The sequence below is a fragment of the Aeromicrobium sp. Leaf291 genome, assembly GCF_001423365.1.
In the GTDB taxonomy this organism is placed as follows: Bacteria; Actinomycetota; Actinomycetes; order Propionibacteriales; family Nocardioidaceae; genus Aeromicrobium.
The window spans coordinates 1935542-1952679 of record NZ_LMNM01000001.1 but is presented as its reverse complement, the minus strand read 5'-3'; the positions used below and the strand labels follow the sequence as shown (position 1 = coordinate 1952679).

Here is a 17138-nt window from a genome sequence, read left to right as displayed (position 1 = left end):
ACCCCCCGACCTGACGGTCGGGGGGTCTCGTGTGCTGGATCAGCGTCGTGCGGTGGGAGTGTGGATCACTCGCCGCCGGTCAGCTTCTCGCGCAGGGCCTGCAGGGCCTCGTCGGACGCGAGGGAGCCCTCGGTCGTCTCGACCTCGCCACCGGCGGAGTAGTTGCTGACCTCGCCGGCCTCGACGTTGGCCTTCTCGGCCTCCTCGATCTGCTTCTTGTGCGCCTCCCAGCGCTCGTGAGCCTCGGCGTACTGCTTCTCCCACGCGGCGCGGGCCTCGTCGAAGCCCTCCTGCCACTCGCCGGTCTCCGGATCGAAGCCGTCGGGGTAGATGTAGTTGCCCTGCTCGTCGTACGAGGAGGTCATGCCGTACAGCGTCGGGTCGAAGTCGTCGCCCTCGGCCGCCTGCGTCTCGTTCGCCTGCTTGAGCGAGAGCGAGATACGACGACGCTCGAGGTCGATGTCGATGATCTTGACCATGACCGAGTCGCCGATCTGCACGACCTGCTCGGGGATCTCGACGTGACGCTCGGCCAGCTCGGAGATGTGCACGAGGCCCTCGATGCCCTCCTCGACGCGCACGAACGCGCCGAAGGGGACGAGCTTGGTGGCCTTGCCGGGCACGATCTGACCGATCTGGTGGGTCCGGGCGAACTGCTGCCACGGATCCTCCTGCGTCGCCTTGAGCGACAGCGACACGCGCTCGCGCTCGAGGTCGACGTCGAGGACCTCGACGGTGACCTCGTCGCCGACCTGGACGACCTCGTTCGGGTGGTCGATGTGCTTCCAGGACAGCTCGGAGACGTGGACGAGACCGTCGACGCCGCCGAGGTCGACGAACGCACCGAAGTTGACGATGGAGGAGATGACGCCCTTGCGGACCTGCCCCTTCTTGAGCTCGTCGAGGAACTTCTGGCGCACGGCCGACTGGGTCTGCTCGAGCCAGGCACGGCGCGACAGGACCACGTTGTTGCGGTTCTTGTCGAGCTCGATGATCTTCGCCTCGAGCTTCTGGCCGATGTACGGGTCGAGGTCGCGGACGCGACGCATCTCCACGAGCGAGGCGGGCAGGAAGCCACGGAGTCCGATGTCCATGATGAGGCCGCCCTTGACGACCTCGATGACGGTGCCCTCGACGACGCCTTCCTCGGCCTTGATCTTCTCGATGTCGCCCCAGGCGCGCTCGTACTGAGCACGCTTCTTGGACAGGATCAGACGGCCTTCCTTGTCCTCCTTCTGGAGGACGAGGGCCTCGACGCTGTCGCCGACGCTGACGACCTCGTTGGGGTCGACGTCGTGCTTGATGCTCAGCTCGCGCGAGGGGATGACGCCCTCGGTCTTGTAGCCGATGTCGAGGAGGACCTCGTCACGGTCCACCTTGACGATGGTGCCGTCGACGATGTCGCCGTCGTTGAAGTACTTGATGGTCGAGTCGATGGCGGCGAGGAAGTCGGCCTCGCTGCCGATGTCGTTGACCGCAACCTGCGGTGCCGCAGAGGGAGCGATGCTCATAGGTAGATGGACTCCGATGGATGGATGATGTCGGGAACGGCCGGTGGACGGCGCCGCGGAGCCCGCAGGACGGACATGCCGAGGACGCTCCTGCTCGTCCCGAGGAACGCACAGGTCACCAGCGCATCTCTCAGGGTACGCGATCTTCCTCGGCTCCGGGGTGGCGGGGCCCCTGTGACGTCCAGGCCGGTCGCGAGCCGGCCGGACCGTCAGTCGGCGAGCTCGAAGAAGGCCGTGAGGGCCTTCACGTAGTGCTCCACGTCGGCGGCGGCCATCGTCTCCCGCGCCGAGTGCATGGCCAGCTGCGGCGCTCCGAAGTCCACGGTGGAGATGCCGGTGCGGGCGGCGCTGATGGGCCCGATCGTCGACCCGCACGGCAGGTCGGCCCGGTGGACGTACCGCTGCAGCGGGACGCCGACGCTCTCGCAGGCTCGCGCGAACACCGCCGCGCCGGCGGCGTCGGTCGCGTAGCGCAGGTTCTGGTTGACCTTGAGCACGGGCCCTCCCCCGAGCACGACGTGGTGCAGCGGCTCGTGGCGCTCGGCGTGGTTGGGATGCGTCGCGTGCGCCATGTCGCCGGACGCGCAGATCGACCCGGCCACGGTGCGGTGCAGGTCGTCGCGCGCTCCGCCTGCAGCCAGCACGATGCGCTCCAGCACGGTGAGCAGGAGGTCGGAGGCCGCTCCCCGCTCCGATGAGCTGCCGACCTCCTCGTGGTCGAACAGCACGAGCACCGAGCGCTGACCCGGCACCGGGCCGGACCCCGACGCCCCCGAGGTCAGGAAAGCCTCCAGCCCGGCGAAGCAGGTCGCCTGGTTGTCCAGACGTGGGGCGGCGACCAGCCAGCCGTCGGCCCCGACCCGCCCGCTCGGCACCACGTCGGTCGTCATGAGCTCGTGGCCGAGGACGTCCTCGGCCGCGAAGCCCTCCCGCTCCCCCAGCCAGGCCAGGAACGGCCTGCCCCGCTGCGACCACACCGCGTCGAGGTGACGCTGGCGGTCGGGCGCCCCGGCAGCGTCGCGGTCGAGGTGGATCGCCAGGTTGGGCACGCGCAGGACGGGCTCGTCGACGTGGACGAGCCGCTCGGATCCGTCGCGCAGCACGACCCGGCCGGCGACGCCGAGGTCGCGGTCGAGCCACGTCGTGAGCAGCGGTCCTCCGTACGGCTCGAGCGCGAGCACGTCGGTGCCCTCGAACCGGCGGTCGTGGTGCTGCTTGAGGCGCAGGTTCGGGCTGTCGGTGTGGGCACCGACGATGCGGAACGGGTCGGCCGGCCCGGTCGCCGCGGTGTCGTCCCAGGCCACGAGCGAGCCGCCACGCACCACGTACCCGCGTCCGCCCGAGGCGGGCCACGCGTCGCGCTCGTCGGCGCGGGACCAGCCTGCGGCGTCGAGCGCCGCGGCCGCCGTCGCCACGGCATGGAAGGGCGACGGCGAGGCGTCCACGAAGCGGCAGAGGTCGTCGGCGGCAGGCATGGCCTCACCGTATCGAGCCGGTCGCCCGGGCTCGGGACCCCACCACTGCCGTGCACGAACGCCTCCGGCGCGCCACCGGCGAGGGTGGCGCGCCGGAGGCGGTGGTGGCGTGACTACGCCGCCGTGTGCGTGCCGTTCTCCTTGCGCCCGCGGGCGAGGGCGACCGCACCGAGGACGAGCAGCAGCAGTCCCACGAGCCCACCCACGATCGGGAAGGTCGAGTTGACGGCCTTCAGCAGCGTGGCCTTGCCCTTGTACTCGTCGACCGTCTCCTGGATGTAGGCGTCGGTGTAGCCGAGCGTGGCCTTCGTCGTCGTGGCCTTGCGCTCGCCGTCGAGCTCCAGGTAGCCGTCCTGCGACTCCCCACCGCGGATGATGACGCCCGTGACGGGCTCCACGAGGAAGGTGCGGGTGTTGGAGTAGATCCGGTCGGCGACGACCGTGGGCCGGTCCTCGCCGATGAGCGACCCCGGGACCGCGATGGTCCCGGTCTTCGTCGGCTCGATGACCTGCTCGAACTCGTAGACGTCGAGGCCCTTGATGGTGGTCTCGCCCTGGTACGTCGCGGGCGTGGCCTCCTTCAGGGTGCCGTCCCAGAACATGTAGTCCTTCTTCTCCGTCCCGAACGGGAACTTGAAGTAGAGGCCCTTGAACGCACCGCGCGTCTTGGTGCCACCGGACTCGGTGCGCGACTTGGCCCAGTCGACGGTCTCGCCCGTGTGGGCGTCGAAGGCGACCGTGTCCTTCGTGCTGCTCAGCGGCGTCTCGCCGCTGCCGCAGTCGAAGTCGGGCGTGTCGGTGCACGTGAACGTGTCCCACACGGCGACGTCGCGGTTCAGCTCGTCGGACGCCTCCTCGCTCAGCTCGACGTTGCCCTCGACGATGCGCGTGGACTTGAGCGGACCCGTCACGATGGCCGGCCCACCCTCGGCCCCCACGTCGAGGTACTCACCGTCCTCGCCCGACGCGGTCTGCGAGATGCTCGTGGTCTGGTTGTTGTCCGGCACGACCGCGAGGCGGTCGTACATGTAGAACTTGCTCAGACCTGCCAGTACCACCAGGAAGGCGCCCAGCACGAGCGCCACCAGTCCCAGCTTCTTTCCCACAGTGGGGCTCCCTCCGCCGTTGTGATCAGCGGCACGTTACCAGTCCGTAGGGTCACGACTCGCCGCCCGCGCCGGACCCGGGCACGTGGCAGGATCCTCCCTTGTGACCCTGCGCCTCCGACCGCCTTCCGCGGTGACCTCGGCGGCCCTCCTGATCATCCTCGCGCAGCTGGTCGTCCGGGGTGTGTTCGTCTCGCGCAGCTGGTTCCTCGTGGACGACCACATCTTCATGGCCGACATCGCGCGTGGGGAGGACGACCTCGCCTGGTACACCCGGTTGCACCAGGGTCACTTCATGCCGCTGTCCTTCCTCCTGGTGAAGCTCGTCGTCGCCGTCAGTGAGCCGTACGCGTGGTGGCCCGTCGCCGTCGAGATCGTCGTGCTCCAGGCACTCGCGAGCCTGGCCTGCTGGTGGATGCTGCGCACGGTGTTCGGACCGGGGCGCGTCGCGCTGGTGGGCCTGGCCGTCTACGGCACGACCGCTCTCACCGTGCCGGCCCTCATGTGGTGGGCGGTCGCCATCAACCAGTACCCGCACCAGATCGCCTTCTTCGGCGTCGTGACGGCGCACGTCCTGTACGCGCGCACCCGTCGAGTGCGGTGGGTCGCCGTCGCCGGCGTCTTCCTGACGGTCGGCTACCTCTCGTACGCCAAGACGGGACTGGTGGTCGTCACCGTGGCGGCCCTCACGCTGATCTGGCTGGTCGAGGGTCGGCCGTGGGACCGCTTCTGGAGGGCCGTCCGGGACTTCCGGGTCGCCTGGGTGGTCTACGGCGCCCTCAGCGTCGCCTGGCTCGTCGTCTACGTCACCCGGCCGCAGGCGGCGGTGCCGGCGAGGGCGAGCCAGTTCGTCGAGCTCGCACAGGCGCAGCTCTTCGAGGCGCTCCTGCCGACCCTGGTCGGCGGTCCCTTGCGGTGGGTCGACTTCGGGACGGGTCCCGTGCAGTTCGCGGACCCCCCCGTGGTCATGGTGGTCGTGGCCGCGACGCTCGTCGCCGTGGTCCTGCTGCACAGCTGGGGCACCTACGAGCGTTCGCTGCTGGTGCTCTGGCCCGTCGGCCTCTACCTGTTCGCCTCCGCCGTGCTGGTCTACACCGGACGTGCCTACACGATCGGCCTCCTTGGCGGCGAAGGCATCGGCATCCACGTCCAGTACCTCTCCGACGCCGCGCCGCTGCTGCTGCTCGCCGGCGTGTCGCTGGTGCGCAGCCCCGTCGACGTCGCCGACCCGCCGCGCCGACGGCCGGTCCCCCTGGTCGACCTCGTCCCGGCCGTCCCGGTGCGCGCGACGCTCGTCGGTCTCGTCGTGCTCCTGGGACTGACCAGCTCGGCGGTGTACGCCGACGGGTGGCGGACGTTCGACGAACGCACCGTCAACCAGCGGGCCATCGCGGACCTGAGGTCCCACTCCGCGACCCGACTCGCCGACGTGTTCGCCCCGTCCACCGTGGTGGCGCCGGTGCTCGGCGACAAGGCGCTCCTGAGGAACTACTTCGCCCTGCTCGACGACCGGTACACGACCTCCCTCGCCGGAGCCGACCTCCAGACCTTCGACGACGCGGGTCGCCTCCGCCCCGCGGACGTGGTCCCCGTCGAGGGGGCCGTCGCCGCGCCGGCCGTCCGCGGATGTCGTCCCGTGGGCACGACGGGTCGAGACTTCAGGCTGACGCCGCCGACGGTCCTGGGTCCGTGGGTGGCGGTCGACTACGTCTCGGCCCGACCCGGAACGGTCTCCGTGGGTGGGATCGGGGTCACGAGGGTGGGCATCGCGGCACCCGCCGGGCGGCACAGGATTCTGGCGGCCGCACCGCGCCCGCTGGACCGGGTCGTGGTCACCGCGTCGGCCGGGACGTCTCTGTGCGTCACCCGGGTCGAGTACGGACTGGTGGCGCCGTCATGAACGAACCACTGCCCGCGGACCCGGTGGCCCGCCTGCTGGGACGAGCACGCGAGCGCGTCGCAGCCAGCCGTCCGGCTCGCAGTCGCGTGGCACGGCGGCTCCCCCGCGTGGGCACCACCACGTGGCTCGCGGTCGCACTCATCGGCGCTCAGGCGCTGCTGCGGGGCTGGGCGACCTCACGCAGCTGGTTCATGTGGGACGACTACATCTTCATCGCCGACGTCGTCCGCGGGGAGACCGGCGTGGGGTGGCTCTTCCGCAGCCACTTCAGCCTCCTGCAGCCCGTCGGCTTCGCCATGGCTCTGCTCGTCGGAAAGGCCGGCTTCGCGTGGTGGGCCTACGCCACCCACATCCTCCTCATGCAGGTCGCGGCCTCGGTGGCGTGCTGGGTGATGCTGCGGGTGCTGTTCGGCGACCGACGACTCCTGCTGGTGCCGCTGACCTTCTACCTGGCCAGTCCCTTCACCGTGCCCGGCTCGGTCTGGTGGTCCGTGGCCATCTACCAGTACCCCTTCCACATCGGGCTGTTCGGCGCCGTCACCTGCCACGTGGTGTGGCTCCGCAGACGACGCCCGCCCGCACTGCTCGGAACCTTCGCCTTCACGGCGCTCGCCCTGGGCTCCTACATCAAGGCACCTCTGCTGGTTCCCGTGCTGGTCGGCATCTCGCTGCTGTGGTTCACCGCGGGTCCGTGGCGCGAGCGGCTCCGCGATCTCGGGCGGCAGTGGCCCGCCTGGCTCGGCCTCGGCCTCCTGCTCGCGGGCTATGTCGCACTCTGGCTCTCCCGGCAGACCGACGCTCCGCCTCGACAAGCCTGCGAAGCACCTCGACTGGTCGAGACGTCCGTCCTCGAGACCATCGGCAGCGGACTGGCCGGAGGGCCCTGGTCATGGCGCCTGTGGACCGGCGGCATCGACCCGTTCATCGCCGCCTCCGACTGCGCGCCGCTGGCCTACCGTGGCAGCCCTGACCTCGTCGTCGGAGGCGCGCCGCAGTCCCTCGCGACGGCGCCACTCGCGCTCGTGGCCCTGTCGTGGGTCGTGATCGTCCTGCTCGTCGTGCACCGGTGGGCCCGACACCGCAACGCGCTGCTCGTGCTGTGGATCCTGGTTCCCTACGGCCTCGCCTCGGTCGTCCTGGTCTTCGCCGGCCGCGCCGCCACCTTCGGCAGCCAGGTGGGCGCCCGCGAGGTCCGCTACTTCGCCGACCTCGCCGCCGTGGGGGCGTTCGGCATCGCTGCGGCGTTCCTGACGATCCGTGGCGCCCGCACCGGACCCGAGCCGCGCGAGGTGCCTCGCATCACGCTTCCGCTCCCGACGGGCCTCGTGCGCACGCTGGGCGTGCTCTTCGTCGCCGGCTCGCTCGTCTCGACCGTCACCTACGTGCTGCCGTGGCACGCTCGCGACGACGAGACGGCGTTCCCCGAGCGTGCGTTCGTCGCACAGGTCGAGCGTTCACTCGCCCAACGTGAGGGCACGGTCACGGTGGCCGACGTCCCGTTCCCGCCCAAGGTCGCCAACCCGGTCATCGCGCCCTACAACCTTCCCTCGCGGAAGCTGGCTCCTCTGGCACCGAAGCTGCGTGCCGTCACGCAGGGCACGGACCTGGAGGTCCTCGACCAGCAGGGCCGGCTCCGCCCCGCCACCGTCGAGGCCGGCCCGCGAGCCGCCCCGGGCGAGGTCGAGAACTGCGGATACCTGGTCCAGCAGGCCCGGCGCACGATCGAGGTGGCGGAGGTGGTCCCCGGTGGCTTCTGGGTACGACTCGACTACCTCGCGAACGCCGACGGGTTCGTCGACGTCACGGTCGGCGACATGTTCCGACGCGTCGAGGTCGAGTCCGGGCTGCACACGATGCTCTTCCTGAGCGACGGCGACTTCTCCGAGGTCGAGCTGGTCGCCTCCGCGAACCTCAGCGTCTGCATCGACAACGTCCGCGTCGGCTTCGTCACCCCCCGCGGCCAGGAGCCCCCGGCATGAGGCGCCGTCCGTTCGACCGCGAGGAATGGGTGGTCATCGCCTCGCTCGCCCTCGTGCTCGTCGCGCTGCTGTTCCGTCTCTGGGCCGTCACCGGGAGCTGGTTCTACTCCGACGACTTCATCTTCCTCGGTGACACGGCGACCGGGATCGATCGAGGTGGTTGGTACCTGGAGCCTCACAACGTCCACTTCATGCCGTTCAGCCGATGGCTGACGACCCTCGTCGGTCACAGCGGGACCTTCCCGTGGTGGGCGGTCGTCGTCCAGGTCATGACCCTGCAGCTCGCGGCCGCAGGGACCTGCTGGTGGATGCTCCGGACGCTCTTCGGCGACCGACCCGGCATCCTCCTGCCCCTGGCCCTCTACCTGTTCTCGCCGGCCACCGTCCCCACCACGGTGTGGTGGGCCGCGGCCATCAACCAGCTCCCCCACCAGGTCGCCCTCATGGGTGCGGTGGCGGCACACGTCGGCTACCTGCGGCACCGGACGCCGTCTCGGGCCGTCCTCACGGGCGCATTCCTCGCCCTCGGCTACGCGAGCTACACCAAGTCGGTCCTCATCCCGGTCCTGCTGCTCGTCGTCACGTTCTGCTACTTCGCCTCGAGCCGTCGACTCGTCCCGCGACTCCGCGAGACGGTGGGACGCTACTGGCACGCCTGGCTGGTGACCGGCGGACTCACCGTGACCTACCTGTGGATCTACCTCACGGTCGCGCCGAGCTCGCCTGCTCCCTCACCGTCGGTCGTGCTGGACACCATCGACCTGTCACTCGTCCGATCAGCCGTCCCCTCGCTCCTCGGAGGTCCCTGGTGGTGGACGACTCTCGGCCAGCCCGGTGGCGTGGGCCCCAGGCTCTTCGTCGACACGCCGCTGCTGCTCACCGTGCTGGCCTGGCTCGTCCTGGGCGGCCTGACCGTCTGGCAGGGTCTGCGGCATCGCCGCGCCTGGTGGCCGGTGCTGATCGTCCTCGGCTACGCCGTCCTCGGCGCCGTGATCATCGCGATCGGTCGCGCGACGGCCTTCGGTCCGGAGTCGGCGGCGCTGGAGCTCCGGTACTTCGCGGACCTGGCTGCCGTGGCCGCACTCGGCGTCGGCCTGGCGACCATGCCGGTCCGGGGAGCGCACCAGTCCCTCGAGCCGCGGGAGCCGGCGGTGCTGGTCGTCCCGCTGCGTCGACGCTGGGTCGTCGCCACGGCAGCAGTGGTGCTGGTCTCCGGTCTGGTCAGCTCCGTGCTCTACGTGCGACCGTGGCACGAGGAGGCCACCATGCCGCAGCGGGAGTACCTGGCCACGGTCGAGTCCCAGACGTCGCCGACGGCCCCGCGTCAGGTCCTGGACACCGGCGTGCCGGACGTCGTGCTGTGGTCGGCGGCGTTCCCGAAGAACCTCGCGTCCCACGTGCTGGCGCCGCTGGGTGACCGACTGGACTTCGTCGACCAGGGCGTGGACCTGGAGATGATCGATCCCGCAGGACGGGTCGTCGACGCGGCCGTGGGCGGCGGCCCCAGGAGTCTGCCCGGACCCCGGGAGGGATGCGGGTACCTGATCCAGCCCGGCTCCACCGGTCGGGTGCCCCTGCAGCCCGTGCTCGACTTCCCGTTCATGCTGTCCTTCGGCTACCTCGCCGGCGCCGACCTGGACGTCACGGTCCGCGCAGGGACGGTGACGCGCGAGCTCGATCTCGCCCGGGGAGCCCACACCGCCTTCCTGCCGTCGGCCGGCGCGTTCGACGAGCTCGTCGTCCGCAACGACGGGACCGCCGCCCTGTGCATCGACACTGTGGCGGTCGGCGGCATCGAGCCCTTGGTGGTGCCCGGTGCCTGAGACCACGCGTCGAACCTATCCGGGACTCGACACCGTCCGGGCCATGGCGGCTCTCGCGGTCCTGGCCACCCACACCAGCTTCTGGGCAGGCTTCTACCCCCAGGGTCTGCTCGGGGCGATGACCGCACGGCTCGACATCGGCGTCGCCATCTTCTTCGTGCTCTCGGGCTTCCTCCTGGGCCAGCCGTTCCTCGCCGCCATGGCCGACGGCACCTCCTCGCCGCGCGCGGGACGCTACCTCTGGAAACGCTTCCTGCGGATCGTCCCCCTCTATGTCGTCACCGTGGTCGTGGCGCTCCTCGCACTGCCGGAGAACGACGCCGCCGGGCCGGGCACCTGGATCCGCCAGCTCACCCTCACGCAGGTCTACCCACCCGCCGACCTCGTGGCCGGCCTGACGCACATGTGGAGCCTCTGCGTCGAGGTCGCGTTCTACCTCGCCCTCCCCCTGCTCCTGTGGCCTCTGCACCGCTGGTCCGCCCGTCGTGGCTGGAACCCGAGGGCCGTGCTCCTGGTGCTGGCGGGGGCGGGCCTCGCGTCCTGGTGCTGGCTCGGGCTGGTCGCCCCGCGGGTGGACGGCTCGAACCTCTGGCTCCCGGCGTTCCTCGGCTGGTTCGCCGTGGGGCTCGCGCTCGCGGTCGTGGACCTCGAGCGCCGCACTGCTCCTCGGTTCGCGACCCTCGCAGGACTCGCCGGTCAGCCCGGAGTCTGCTGGACCCTCGCCGCCGCCGCCTTCGCCGTCTCGGCGACGCCGCTGGCGGGGCCGACGCTGCTCGAGCAGCCGACGGCGGGCCAGGCGGTCGTCAAGAGCGTCCTGTACGCCACCGCGTCGGGGCTCCTCGTCCTGCCGTCGGTCCTCGGTCCGACCGACACCCGGTACGCCCGCGCGATGGCCTGGAGGCCACTGCGGCACCTGGGACACATCTCGTACGGCATCTTCTGCCTGCACCTACTGGTCGTGCACGGCGTGGCCGCCGCCCTCGACCTGCCCCTCTACCAGGGCAACGGCTGGACCCTGTTCGGCCTGACGGTCCTCGGCAGCGTCGTCGCGGCAGAGGTCGCCTACCGGCTGGTGGAGAGGCCCGCGATGCGGCTCAAGGACCGGGGACGCGGCACGACCGTCCCCACGAGCGCGCCCACCGCCAGCAGCACCAGGAGCTGAGGCCACGCCTCTGCCCCGGCCCAGCCGCCCGCCGAGCCCCACGGCGCCAGCACGTACCCCGTCCCCGCCGCCGTCACCGCCAGCGGCGCGACCCAGGTCCCTCGCGCCCGCAGCAGTCCGGTCACGACGGCACCGACGCCGGCCGCGGCCAGCCCCGTCCATCCCCCGAGGAGTCCGACCGACACGACGGTCGCGAGGCCCAGGACCGTCGCGCGCAGGCGCCGCCGTGGTCGCGGTCGCGCCGCGGATCCCGGCGCGCCTCGAGGGCTCGACCGCCACCACCAGAGGACCAGGCCGAGCACGGAGACGGCGCCCAGGGCCAGGCCGAGGCGGTACACCGTGCCGGCGCCGAACGACGCCTGGACGCTTCCCCGGTCCGTGATCCACCCCTGCATCCAGCCGTTGACGGTCACGGCCGTGGCGTCGCCGGCCGTCCAGCCCGGGTTCGCCGTCTGGGGGACGGCGACGAGGCGCTCCGTCCCCTCCCCGAGGTCGTCGACCCGCAGGGTGCCGCTGCCGTTGCGCCCGATGGCGCTCTCGGAGCCGGCAGTGTCGGCACGCGGCCCCTGCGACAGGCGCAGCAGGGTGGGTCGGAAGGCCTCGCCGCCCCGGACCACGATCCGGTTGTCACCCTCCTGCAGCGCGATCGAACCGCCGTCCTCGCACACGGTGGCGGGGAGCTCGGCTCGCGCCGCGACGGCGGCGCGCGACCCTCGGACGGAGGTGGGGTACCGGGCACCGTTCACCCGGAGGTCGGGACCGGAGCCGCACGGAAGGTCGACCGTGGTGGCGGCTCCCTCGGCGGGATCGATCCCGCTGCCGGGCAGTGACACCTCGCTGACGCCGACGGGCAGACCGCTGCCCGATCCGTCGAAACCGAGGGTGGACCGGACGTACACGTCGGTGACCGTCACCTTCACCAGTCGTGCGTCGCCCGGGCGCTCGAGCTCGGCCAGCCCGTCGACGTCGAACCGCACGCGCTGTCGGGCGCCGTCGTCCAGCTCGACCACCCCTCGCCGCGGCGCAGAGGCCGCCAGCGTCGGATCGGTGCGCAACCTGATCCGCGAGACCTCGGCGTCCTCGTCCAGACGCAGGGTGATCGTCGGGTCGCTGTCGCCGAGCGAGGCCACCCAGCCGGTCTGCGGATCACCGTCGACCATCGCCAACGGCCCGGCCGCGGGATCCGACGAGGCCGACGAGCTCGTCGTCGGCTCCACCGGACCGGCGAGGAGCCTCTGGAGGTCCGTGCCGTTCACGGGCAGCACGCTCATGCCCGAGGCGAACACCGCTCCCGCCCCCATCGGCACCACGCGGTCGAGCATCGATGCGTCCTCGCCGCGGCCGTCGCGGCCCGGGACGCACCGGGTGACACCTTCGACGCGCCAGCACGAGGCGTCACCGGGGTCGGCGGTGAGCACCACGTCGGTGGGCGTGCCCCATGCCTTGGGCAGGTCGGGCAGCCGAAGGGGGCGCGACAGCGGAGCACGCGGCACGTCGACCTCGGCGAGGGACAACGGATCGAGGTCCGGTCGGGGCAGCCCGATGCGCAGCGTCCGTGTCGTCCCCGCGTCGATCGAGGCGGGACGACCGGGCCGCAGCCTGAGCGTCTGGACGCCACGGTCGGTGCGGACCTCGACCGTCCTCGGCTCAGCCCCTCTGGGCAGGGTGACCGTCGCGCCCTCCGTGGAGACGGCGCGGCCGTAACGCACCTCCAGCCACCCGTCGAGGTCGCCGGCGGTCCAGGCCGTGCTCGGGTCCCCGTCGAGCGCCGCCCACGGCGCAGCCGTCTGGTCGATCCGACCCTGGGTGACGTCCGAGGCCGACGAGGAGACCGCGACGTCCCGGGCACCTTCGAGCTCGGGCACGGTCTGCCAGGCCTCGTCGTCGCCGGTGACGTAGTCGTGCACGGGCCGCTCGATCCGGTAGGGATCGGTTCGAGCCAGCGAGGCGGAGCGGTTGTCCACGACACGGCCGAACGCCACCTCCTGCCGCCGGTCCGTGTCGGTCAGGACCACCTGCCGCGGGGTGAGGGTGTCGGGGACGTCGCGGGCCATCAGCACGTCGACACCCGTCGGCAGCAGGCCCAACAGCTGTGCCGCAGGACTCCCGACCACGACGGGTGTCGCGTCCGCCTGCTGGCTGCGGGCCGTCGACGCCGAGGTCTCGGCGACCTCGAAGACCTCGACGGCACGGTGGCGTGACTGGCGTCCACCGTTCACGAACACCGTCTCCCCCTCGTCGGTCTCCTGGCTGGCAGGACTGCCGACCCGGGGACCGAACCCGGCCCGTCGTTGCACGCCCGGTGTGGAGGACAAGGTGGAGTAGACCAGCTCCGGATCGGTGGCGCCGGTCGCGGCGAGGTCGTTGCGGACGAGGAGGAACCGGATGCCGGAGCGTCTCAGCAGGTCGGCGAGGGCCGGGGAACCGCGCCCGGAGGCGAAGGCCTCCTCGAGCGCGTCGAGCGAGCGGATGGCTCCGGGCGGCACGAGCGGCACCGCGTTGCGCAGGCTCCAGGGCGTCGTGCCGAGCGCCTGCACCAGCTCGTCCCGCGGCCTGCCCCACAGGTAGTCGCCGAACGCCGAACCCGGCAGGACCAGCGTGTTCTCCCCCGACGTGTTGGCCGTCATCCACCGCGTCGCGTCGTCCCAGTAGCCCGGCACGGAGACGAAGCCACCGGTCCGCGGCAGCTCGGCCGTCCAGGCAGGGGTGGTCGCCGACGCCAGGGAGGCGACTGCGAGGACCGCGACTCCCGAGACACGGAGACCTCGCACCGTGACCGGCTGGGCCCGGGCGACCAGGTGCACGAGGCCCAGGACCAGCGGGATCCTCAGGACGAGGTCGAACTTGTGCGTGTTCCTCAGGGGTGCGAGGGCGCCGTCGAGCCACCCCGCCACCGTCCCGCTCCCCCAGCCGCCGTCGCCCTGGCCTGCCGTCACCAGCACCAGGCCGAGGAGGGTGCCGCCGACGAGCCAGGATCGATGCGGCACGTCGCGACGGGCAAGGCCCCACACGCCGAGCGCGAGCACCAGGGTGCCGTTGAGGATGAGCAGCGGCTCGGTGACCAGCGCGTTGCCGGCGACCTGCGTCCCGTCCAGGTAAGGCAACCAGTTGGTGGTGCCCCGCAACGCGTCGAAGGGGTGAGCCGCGAACGTCGTGGTCGTCGCGCTCTCGATGAAGTCCAGGAAGGGGGGACTCACCCTTCCGAGCAGGATCAGCGGGATCCACCACCAGGCCGTGGCCACGATCGTCAGCGCCGGCCACCACAGCATGAGAGCTCGGCGCCGAGGGCCCGGATCGGCCAGCAGGACGAGCAGGACGCCCAGGGGCAGGACCGCGGCCGTGGCGGCGGCGTTCACCCCGCCGGTCGCCGCGACCGCGAGGGCCGCCGCCGCGGCCCACCGACGTGGGTCACCGCGCGTCAACCCGATCGCGAGCGCCACGAGGACCCAGGGCGCGGTGGCCATCGGCCACACCTCGACCGAGCTGGGCCCGATGACCGTGAGGATGCGGGGCGACAGCACGTACGCCAGGGCACCGAGCATCTGGGTCCCGTGCGTCCCGATGCCGAGGACCCGCGCCAGCATGACGACGCCCCAGAACCCCAGGACGAGCAGGAGGGCCCACCAGGCTCGCTGGACGACCCAGGGTGGTGCCGCCAGCAGGTCGCCGAGCCAGAAGAACGGTCCCATCGGGAACAGGTAGCCGTACGCCTGGTTCTGCACCTGCCCGAACGAGCCGGCCGGGTCCCACAGGCTCAGCGCCCGCTCGAGGAAGCGCCCCGGCGCGAGGGCCAGGTCGATCTTGGTGTCGTTGAGGATCCGGTCCGGGGCCTGCACGAACGCCAGCGCGACGAGCGCTCCCGAGACGGCCACCATGCGCCACCGCTGGACCGCGGTGAGTGGTGTGGTCATCGCCGTCTCAGGACGATCGCGAGGTTCCACGTGACGACCTCGCGCAGCAGCGGGACGCGCAGCACCCCGTAGGCCCATCGCGGGAGGTAACGAGGCTGGAGGGCCACGACCTCGACGTCGTCACGCCCCCGGGCCCAGCGCAGCCCGGCGGCGGCGGTCACGGCGAACAGGGAGGTGCCGAAGACGTTCTTCGGCGGCCGTCCGTGCCGCCTCGTGTAGCGCCGGGCGGCACGACGACCGCCGAGGTAGTGCCACGGCGCCGTCTCGTGACCGCCCCACGGCCCCCACCAGAGCGTGTAGGAGCAGAACACGAGGCCGCCCGGCCGGGTCACACGGACCATCTCGTCGGCCATGAGCCATGGCTGCGGCACGTGCTCGAGCACGTTGGAGGAGTAGGTGACGTCGAAGCTGCCGTCGGCGAACGGCAGCTGCATGCCGCTGCCCAGCACGGTCCCCGGCTCGGGCGCCCCGAGTCCGCTGAGCTCTCCGAGGTCTGCGTCGAGGGGGGTGTAGCGGGCGCCGGCCGCCCGGAACTCCCGGGCGAAGTAGCCCGGTCCTCCTCCCACGTCGAGCACCCACGCACCGTCGAGGTCGGTGTGGTGCGCCACGTGGGCGACGGAGTCGGCGGCGAGTGCCCCGTAGAACCGGTCGGGATCGGTCTGCTCGACGCGGAACGCCTGGAACAGCCTCCAGGATCGTCTCGTCGACGGTCGGAACGGCGCAGGCACCCGGGCACGATAGCCCAGCCCCTGGACCAGCGGCCGAGTACACTCGGGAGACCGCGTGAGGGACGCGGGGCGCCGTTCGGCGTCGTCGAAGCGCCGACCTCGGTCGGCGTCGAGGGAGGACCGGCCCCGGCCGGGCATGACGTGCACATCCTGATCTGCAACTGGCGAGACACCCGCAACCCCGAGGGCGGCGGGTCGGAGCTCTATGTCGAGCAGATGGCCCGTGGCCTCGTCGCGCGCGGGCACCACGTCACCATCGCCTGCGCCAAGCACCCCGCGGCGGCGGACGACGAGGTCGTCGACGGTGTGCGCTACGTCCGTCGGGGCACCAAGCTCGACATCTACCTCGTCACGGTGCTGCGCCTGCTCCTGCGTCGCTACGGTCGGGTCGATCTCGTGGTCGACGTGCAGAACGGCCTGCCGTTCTTCACCCGCCTGGCCACCCGCCGACCGGTCGTGGTGCTCGTGCACCACGTGCACCGCGAGCAGTGGCCCGTCGTGTACCCGGGGGTCGTCGGCCGCCTGGGCTGGTGGATCGAGAGCCGGCTCTCGCCGCGGCTGTACCGGCGCAGCCGGTACGTCACGGTGTCCGAGGCCAGCCGACGTGAGCTCGTCGAGCTGGGTGTCGACGACGACCGGATCACGGTCGTCCACAACGGCACCGCCGCGCCGCCACAGGTTCGTGCCGGCCGTAGCGAGCTCGCCCGGCTCTGCGTCCTCGGACGGCTGGTCCCGCACAAGCAGGTCGAGCACGCCGTCGACGCCCTCGAGGCCGTGCGGACGAGTCATCCCGGCGCCACGCTCGACGTCGTCGGCGACGGATGGTGGTCCGAGGAGCTGCACGACTACGTCGCACGACGTGGGCTCACCGACGCCGTCACGTTCCACGGCCACGTCGACGACGTCCGCAAGCACGAGCTCCTCGCCGAGGCCTGGGTGATGCTGCTCCCCTCGCTCAAGGAGGGCTGGGGCCTGGTCGTCGGCGAGGCCGGGGCCCACGGCACCCCCACCATCGCCTACCGGTCGGCCGGCGGGACGACCGAGTCGATCGACCACAAGGACTCCGGACTTCTCGTCGACGACCACGACGAGCTGGTCGCGGCGACGTGCGAGGTCGTGGGCGACGTCCAGTGGCGGACCTTCCTCGGCGAGGGTGCGCGGGCGAAGTCGGCGACCTTCACCTGGCCGGGGGCGCAACAGCGCTTCGCCGACGTGCTGGACGGCTGAGCACCCACCACGACGAAGAGGGCCCGATCCTCACGGACCGGACCCTGTCGGACGAGCGGCGAACGCCGTCCCGTCGCAAGTTCGTCAGTTGTTGCCGTAGTTGACGTTCGACGTCTCCACCGGCTCGGTGCCGGCACTCTGCTGAGACTGGACGACGCCGACAGCGGTGGCCGCTGCCAGACCGCACCCGACGAAGAAGGCGACGATGCCGCCGATGGCTGAAGTTCCCACAGTGATGTCCTCCCTCAAGACGTCACCATGTTACCAGCCGGTCGGGGTCAGGGCGCGAACCTCGCTGCGCCTACCCTGGGCGGTG

11 protein-coding genes are annotated in these 17138 nt (G+C 71.6%); 5 read left to right on the top strand and 6 right to left on the bottom strand.

What is annotated here, in order from left to right; genetic code table 11:
- Positions 1-65: 65 nt before the first annotated feature.
- From rpsA to ASF35_RS09615, 3 genes are all read right to left on the bottom strand, one after another.
- Entirely contained in the window at positions 66-1511 is a 1446-nt protein-coding gene (gene rpsA / locus ASF35_RS09625) for a 30S ribosomal protein S1 (RefSeq protein ID WP_055965904.1), read from the bottom strand.
- Positions 1512-1720: 209 nt separating this feature from the next.
- Positions 1721-2986: a M18 family aminopeptidase gene (locus tag ASF35_RS09620; RefSeq protein ID WP_055965902.1), complete on the bottom strand. Its 1266-nt coding sequence runs from the start codon at positions 2984-2986 to the stop codon at positions 1721-1723.
- Positions 2987-3099: 113 nt separating this feature from the next.
- The gene (locus ASF35_RS09615; protein WP_055965900.1) at positions 3100-4092 is read right to left on the bottom strand and encodes a DUF3068 domain-containing protein; all 993 of its coding nucleotides are present in this window, start codon (positions 4090-4092) and stop codon (positions 3100-3102) included.
- A gap of 133 nt (positions 4093-4225) precedes the next feature.
- Between ASF35_RS09615 and ASF35_RS09610 the strand changes: the two genes are divergently transcribed.
- Genes ASF35_RS09610 through ASF35_RS17715 form a run of 4 tightly spaced genes read left to right on the top strand, consistent with a single transcriptional unit; the run spans position 4226 to position 10956 of the window.
- Positions 4226-5992 (top strand): hypothetical protein, encoded by a 1767-nt coding sequence (locus ASF35_RS09610; protein WP_156367994.1) that lies wholly within the window; start codon positions 4226-4228, stop codon positions 5990-5992.
- Entirely contained in the window at positions 5989-7971 is a 1983-nt protein-coding gene (locus tag ASF35_RS09605; RefSeq protein ID WP_055965896.1) for a hypothetical protein, read from the top strand. Before ASF35_RS09610 ends, ASF35_RS09605 begins: the two co-directional genes overlap by 4 nt.
- Positions 7968-9794 (top strand): hypothetical protein, encoded by a 1827-nt coding sequence (locus ASF35_RS09600; protein WP_055965895.1) that lies wholly within the window; start codon positions 7968-7970, stop codon positions 9792-9794. The genes ASF35_RS09605 and ASF35_RS09600 overlap by 4 nt, the downstream gene beginning before the upstream one ends.
- A complete protein-coding gene (locus ASF35_RS17715) occupies positions 9787-10956 on the top strand; it encodes an acyltransferase (RefSeq protein ID WP_255353830.1) in 1170 nt (389 codons plus the stop codon). Before ASF35_RS09600 ends, ASF35_RS17715 begins: the two co-directional genes overlap by 8 nt.
- On the opposite strand, the gene ASF35_RS09585 is transcribed toward ASF35_RS17715, so the two are convergent.
- Both ASF35_RS09585 and ASF35_RS09580 read right to left on the bottom strand, forming a co-directional pair.
- On the bottom strand, positions 10857-14867 hold the full coding sequence (locus ASF35_RS09585; RefSeq protein WP_162239304.1) for an alpha-(1->3)-arabinofuranosyltransferase family protein: 4011 nt from the start codon (positions 14865-14867) through the stop codon (positions 10857-10859). The two genes, ASF35_RS17715 and ASF35_RS09585, sit on opposite strands and share 100 nt — an antisense overlap.
- Complete coding sequence (locus tag ASF35_RS09580) at positions 14864-15595, bottom strand: class I SAM-dependent methyltransferase (protein WP_235493025.1); 732 nt, start codon at positions 15593-15595, stop codon at positions 14864-14866. The genes ASF35_RS09585 and ASF35_RS09580 overlap by 4 nt, the downstream gene beginning before the upstream one ends.
- 141 nt (positions 15596-15736) lie before the next feature.
- Here ASF35_RS09580 and ASF35_RS09575 point away from each other — a divergent pair, with 141 nt between their 5' ends.
- Positions 15737-16822, top strand: a complete 1086-nt coding sequence (locus ASF35_RS09575; RefSeq protein WP_055965886.1) for a glycosyltransferase family 4 protein — start codon at positions 15737-15739, stop codon at positions 16820-16822.
- Positions 16823-16906: 84 nt separating this feature from the next.
- Here the strand turns inward: ASF35_RS09575 and ASF35_RS18025 are convergent, their stop codons facing one another.
- Positions 16907-17053 (bottom strand): hypothetical protein, encoded by a 147-nt coding sequence (locus tag ASF35_RS18025; RefSeq protein WP_156364839.1) that lies wholly within the window; start codon positions 17051-17053, stop codon positions 16907-16909.
- Positions 17054-17138: the final 85 nt, after the last annotated feature.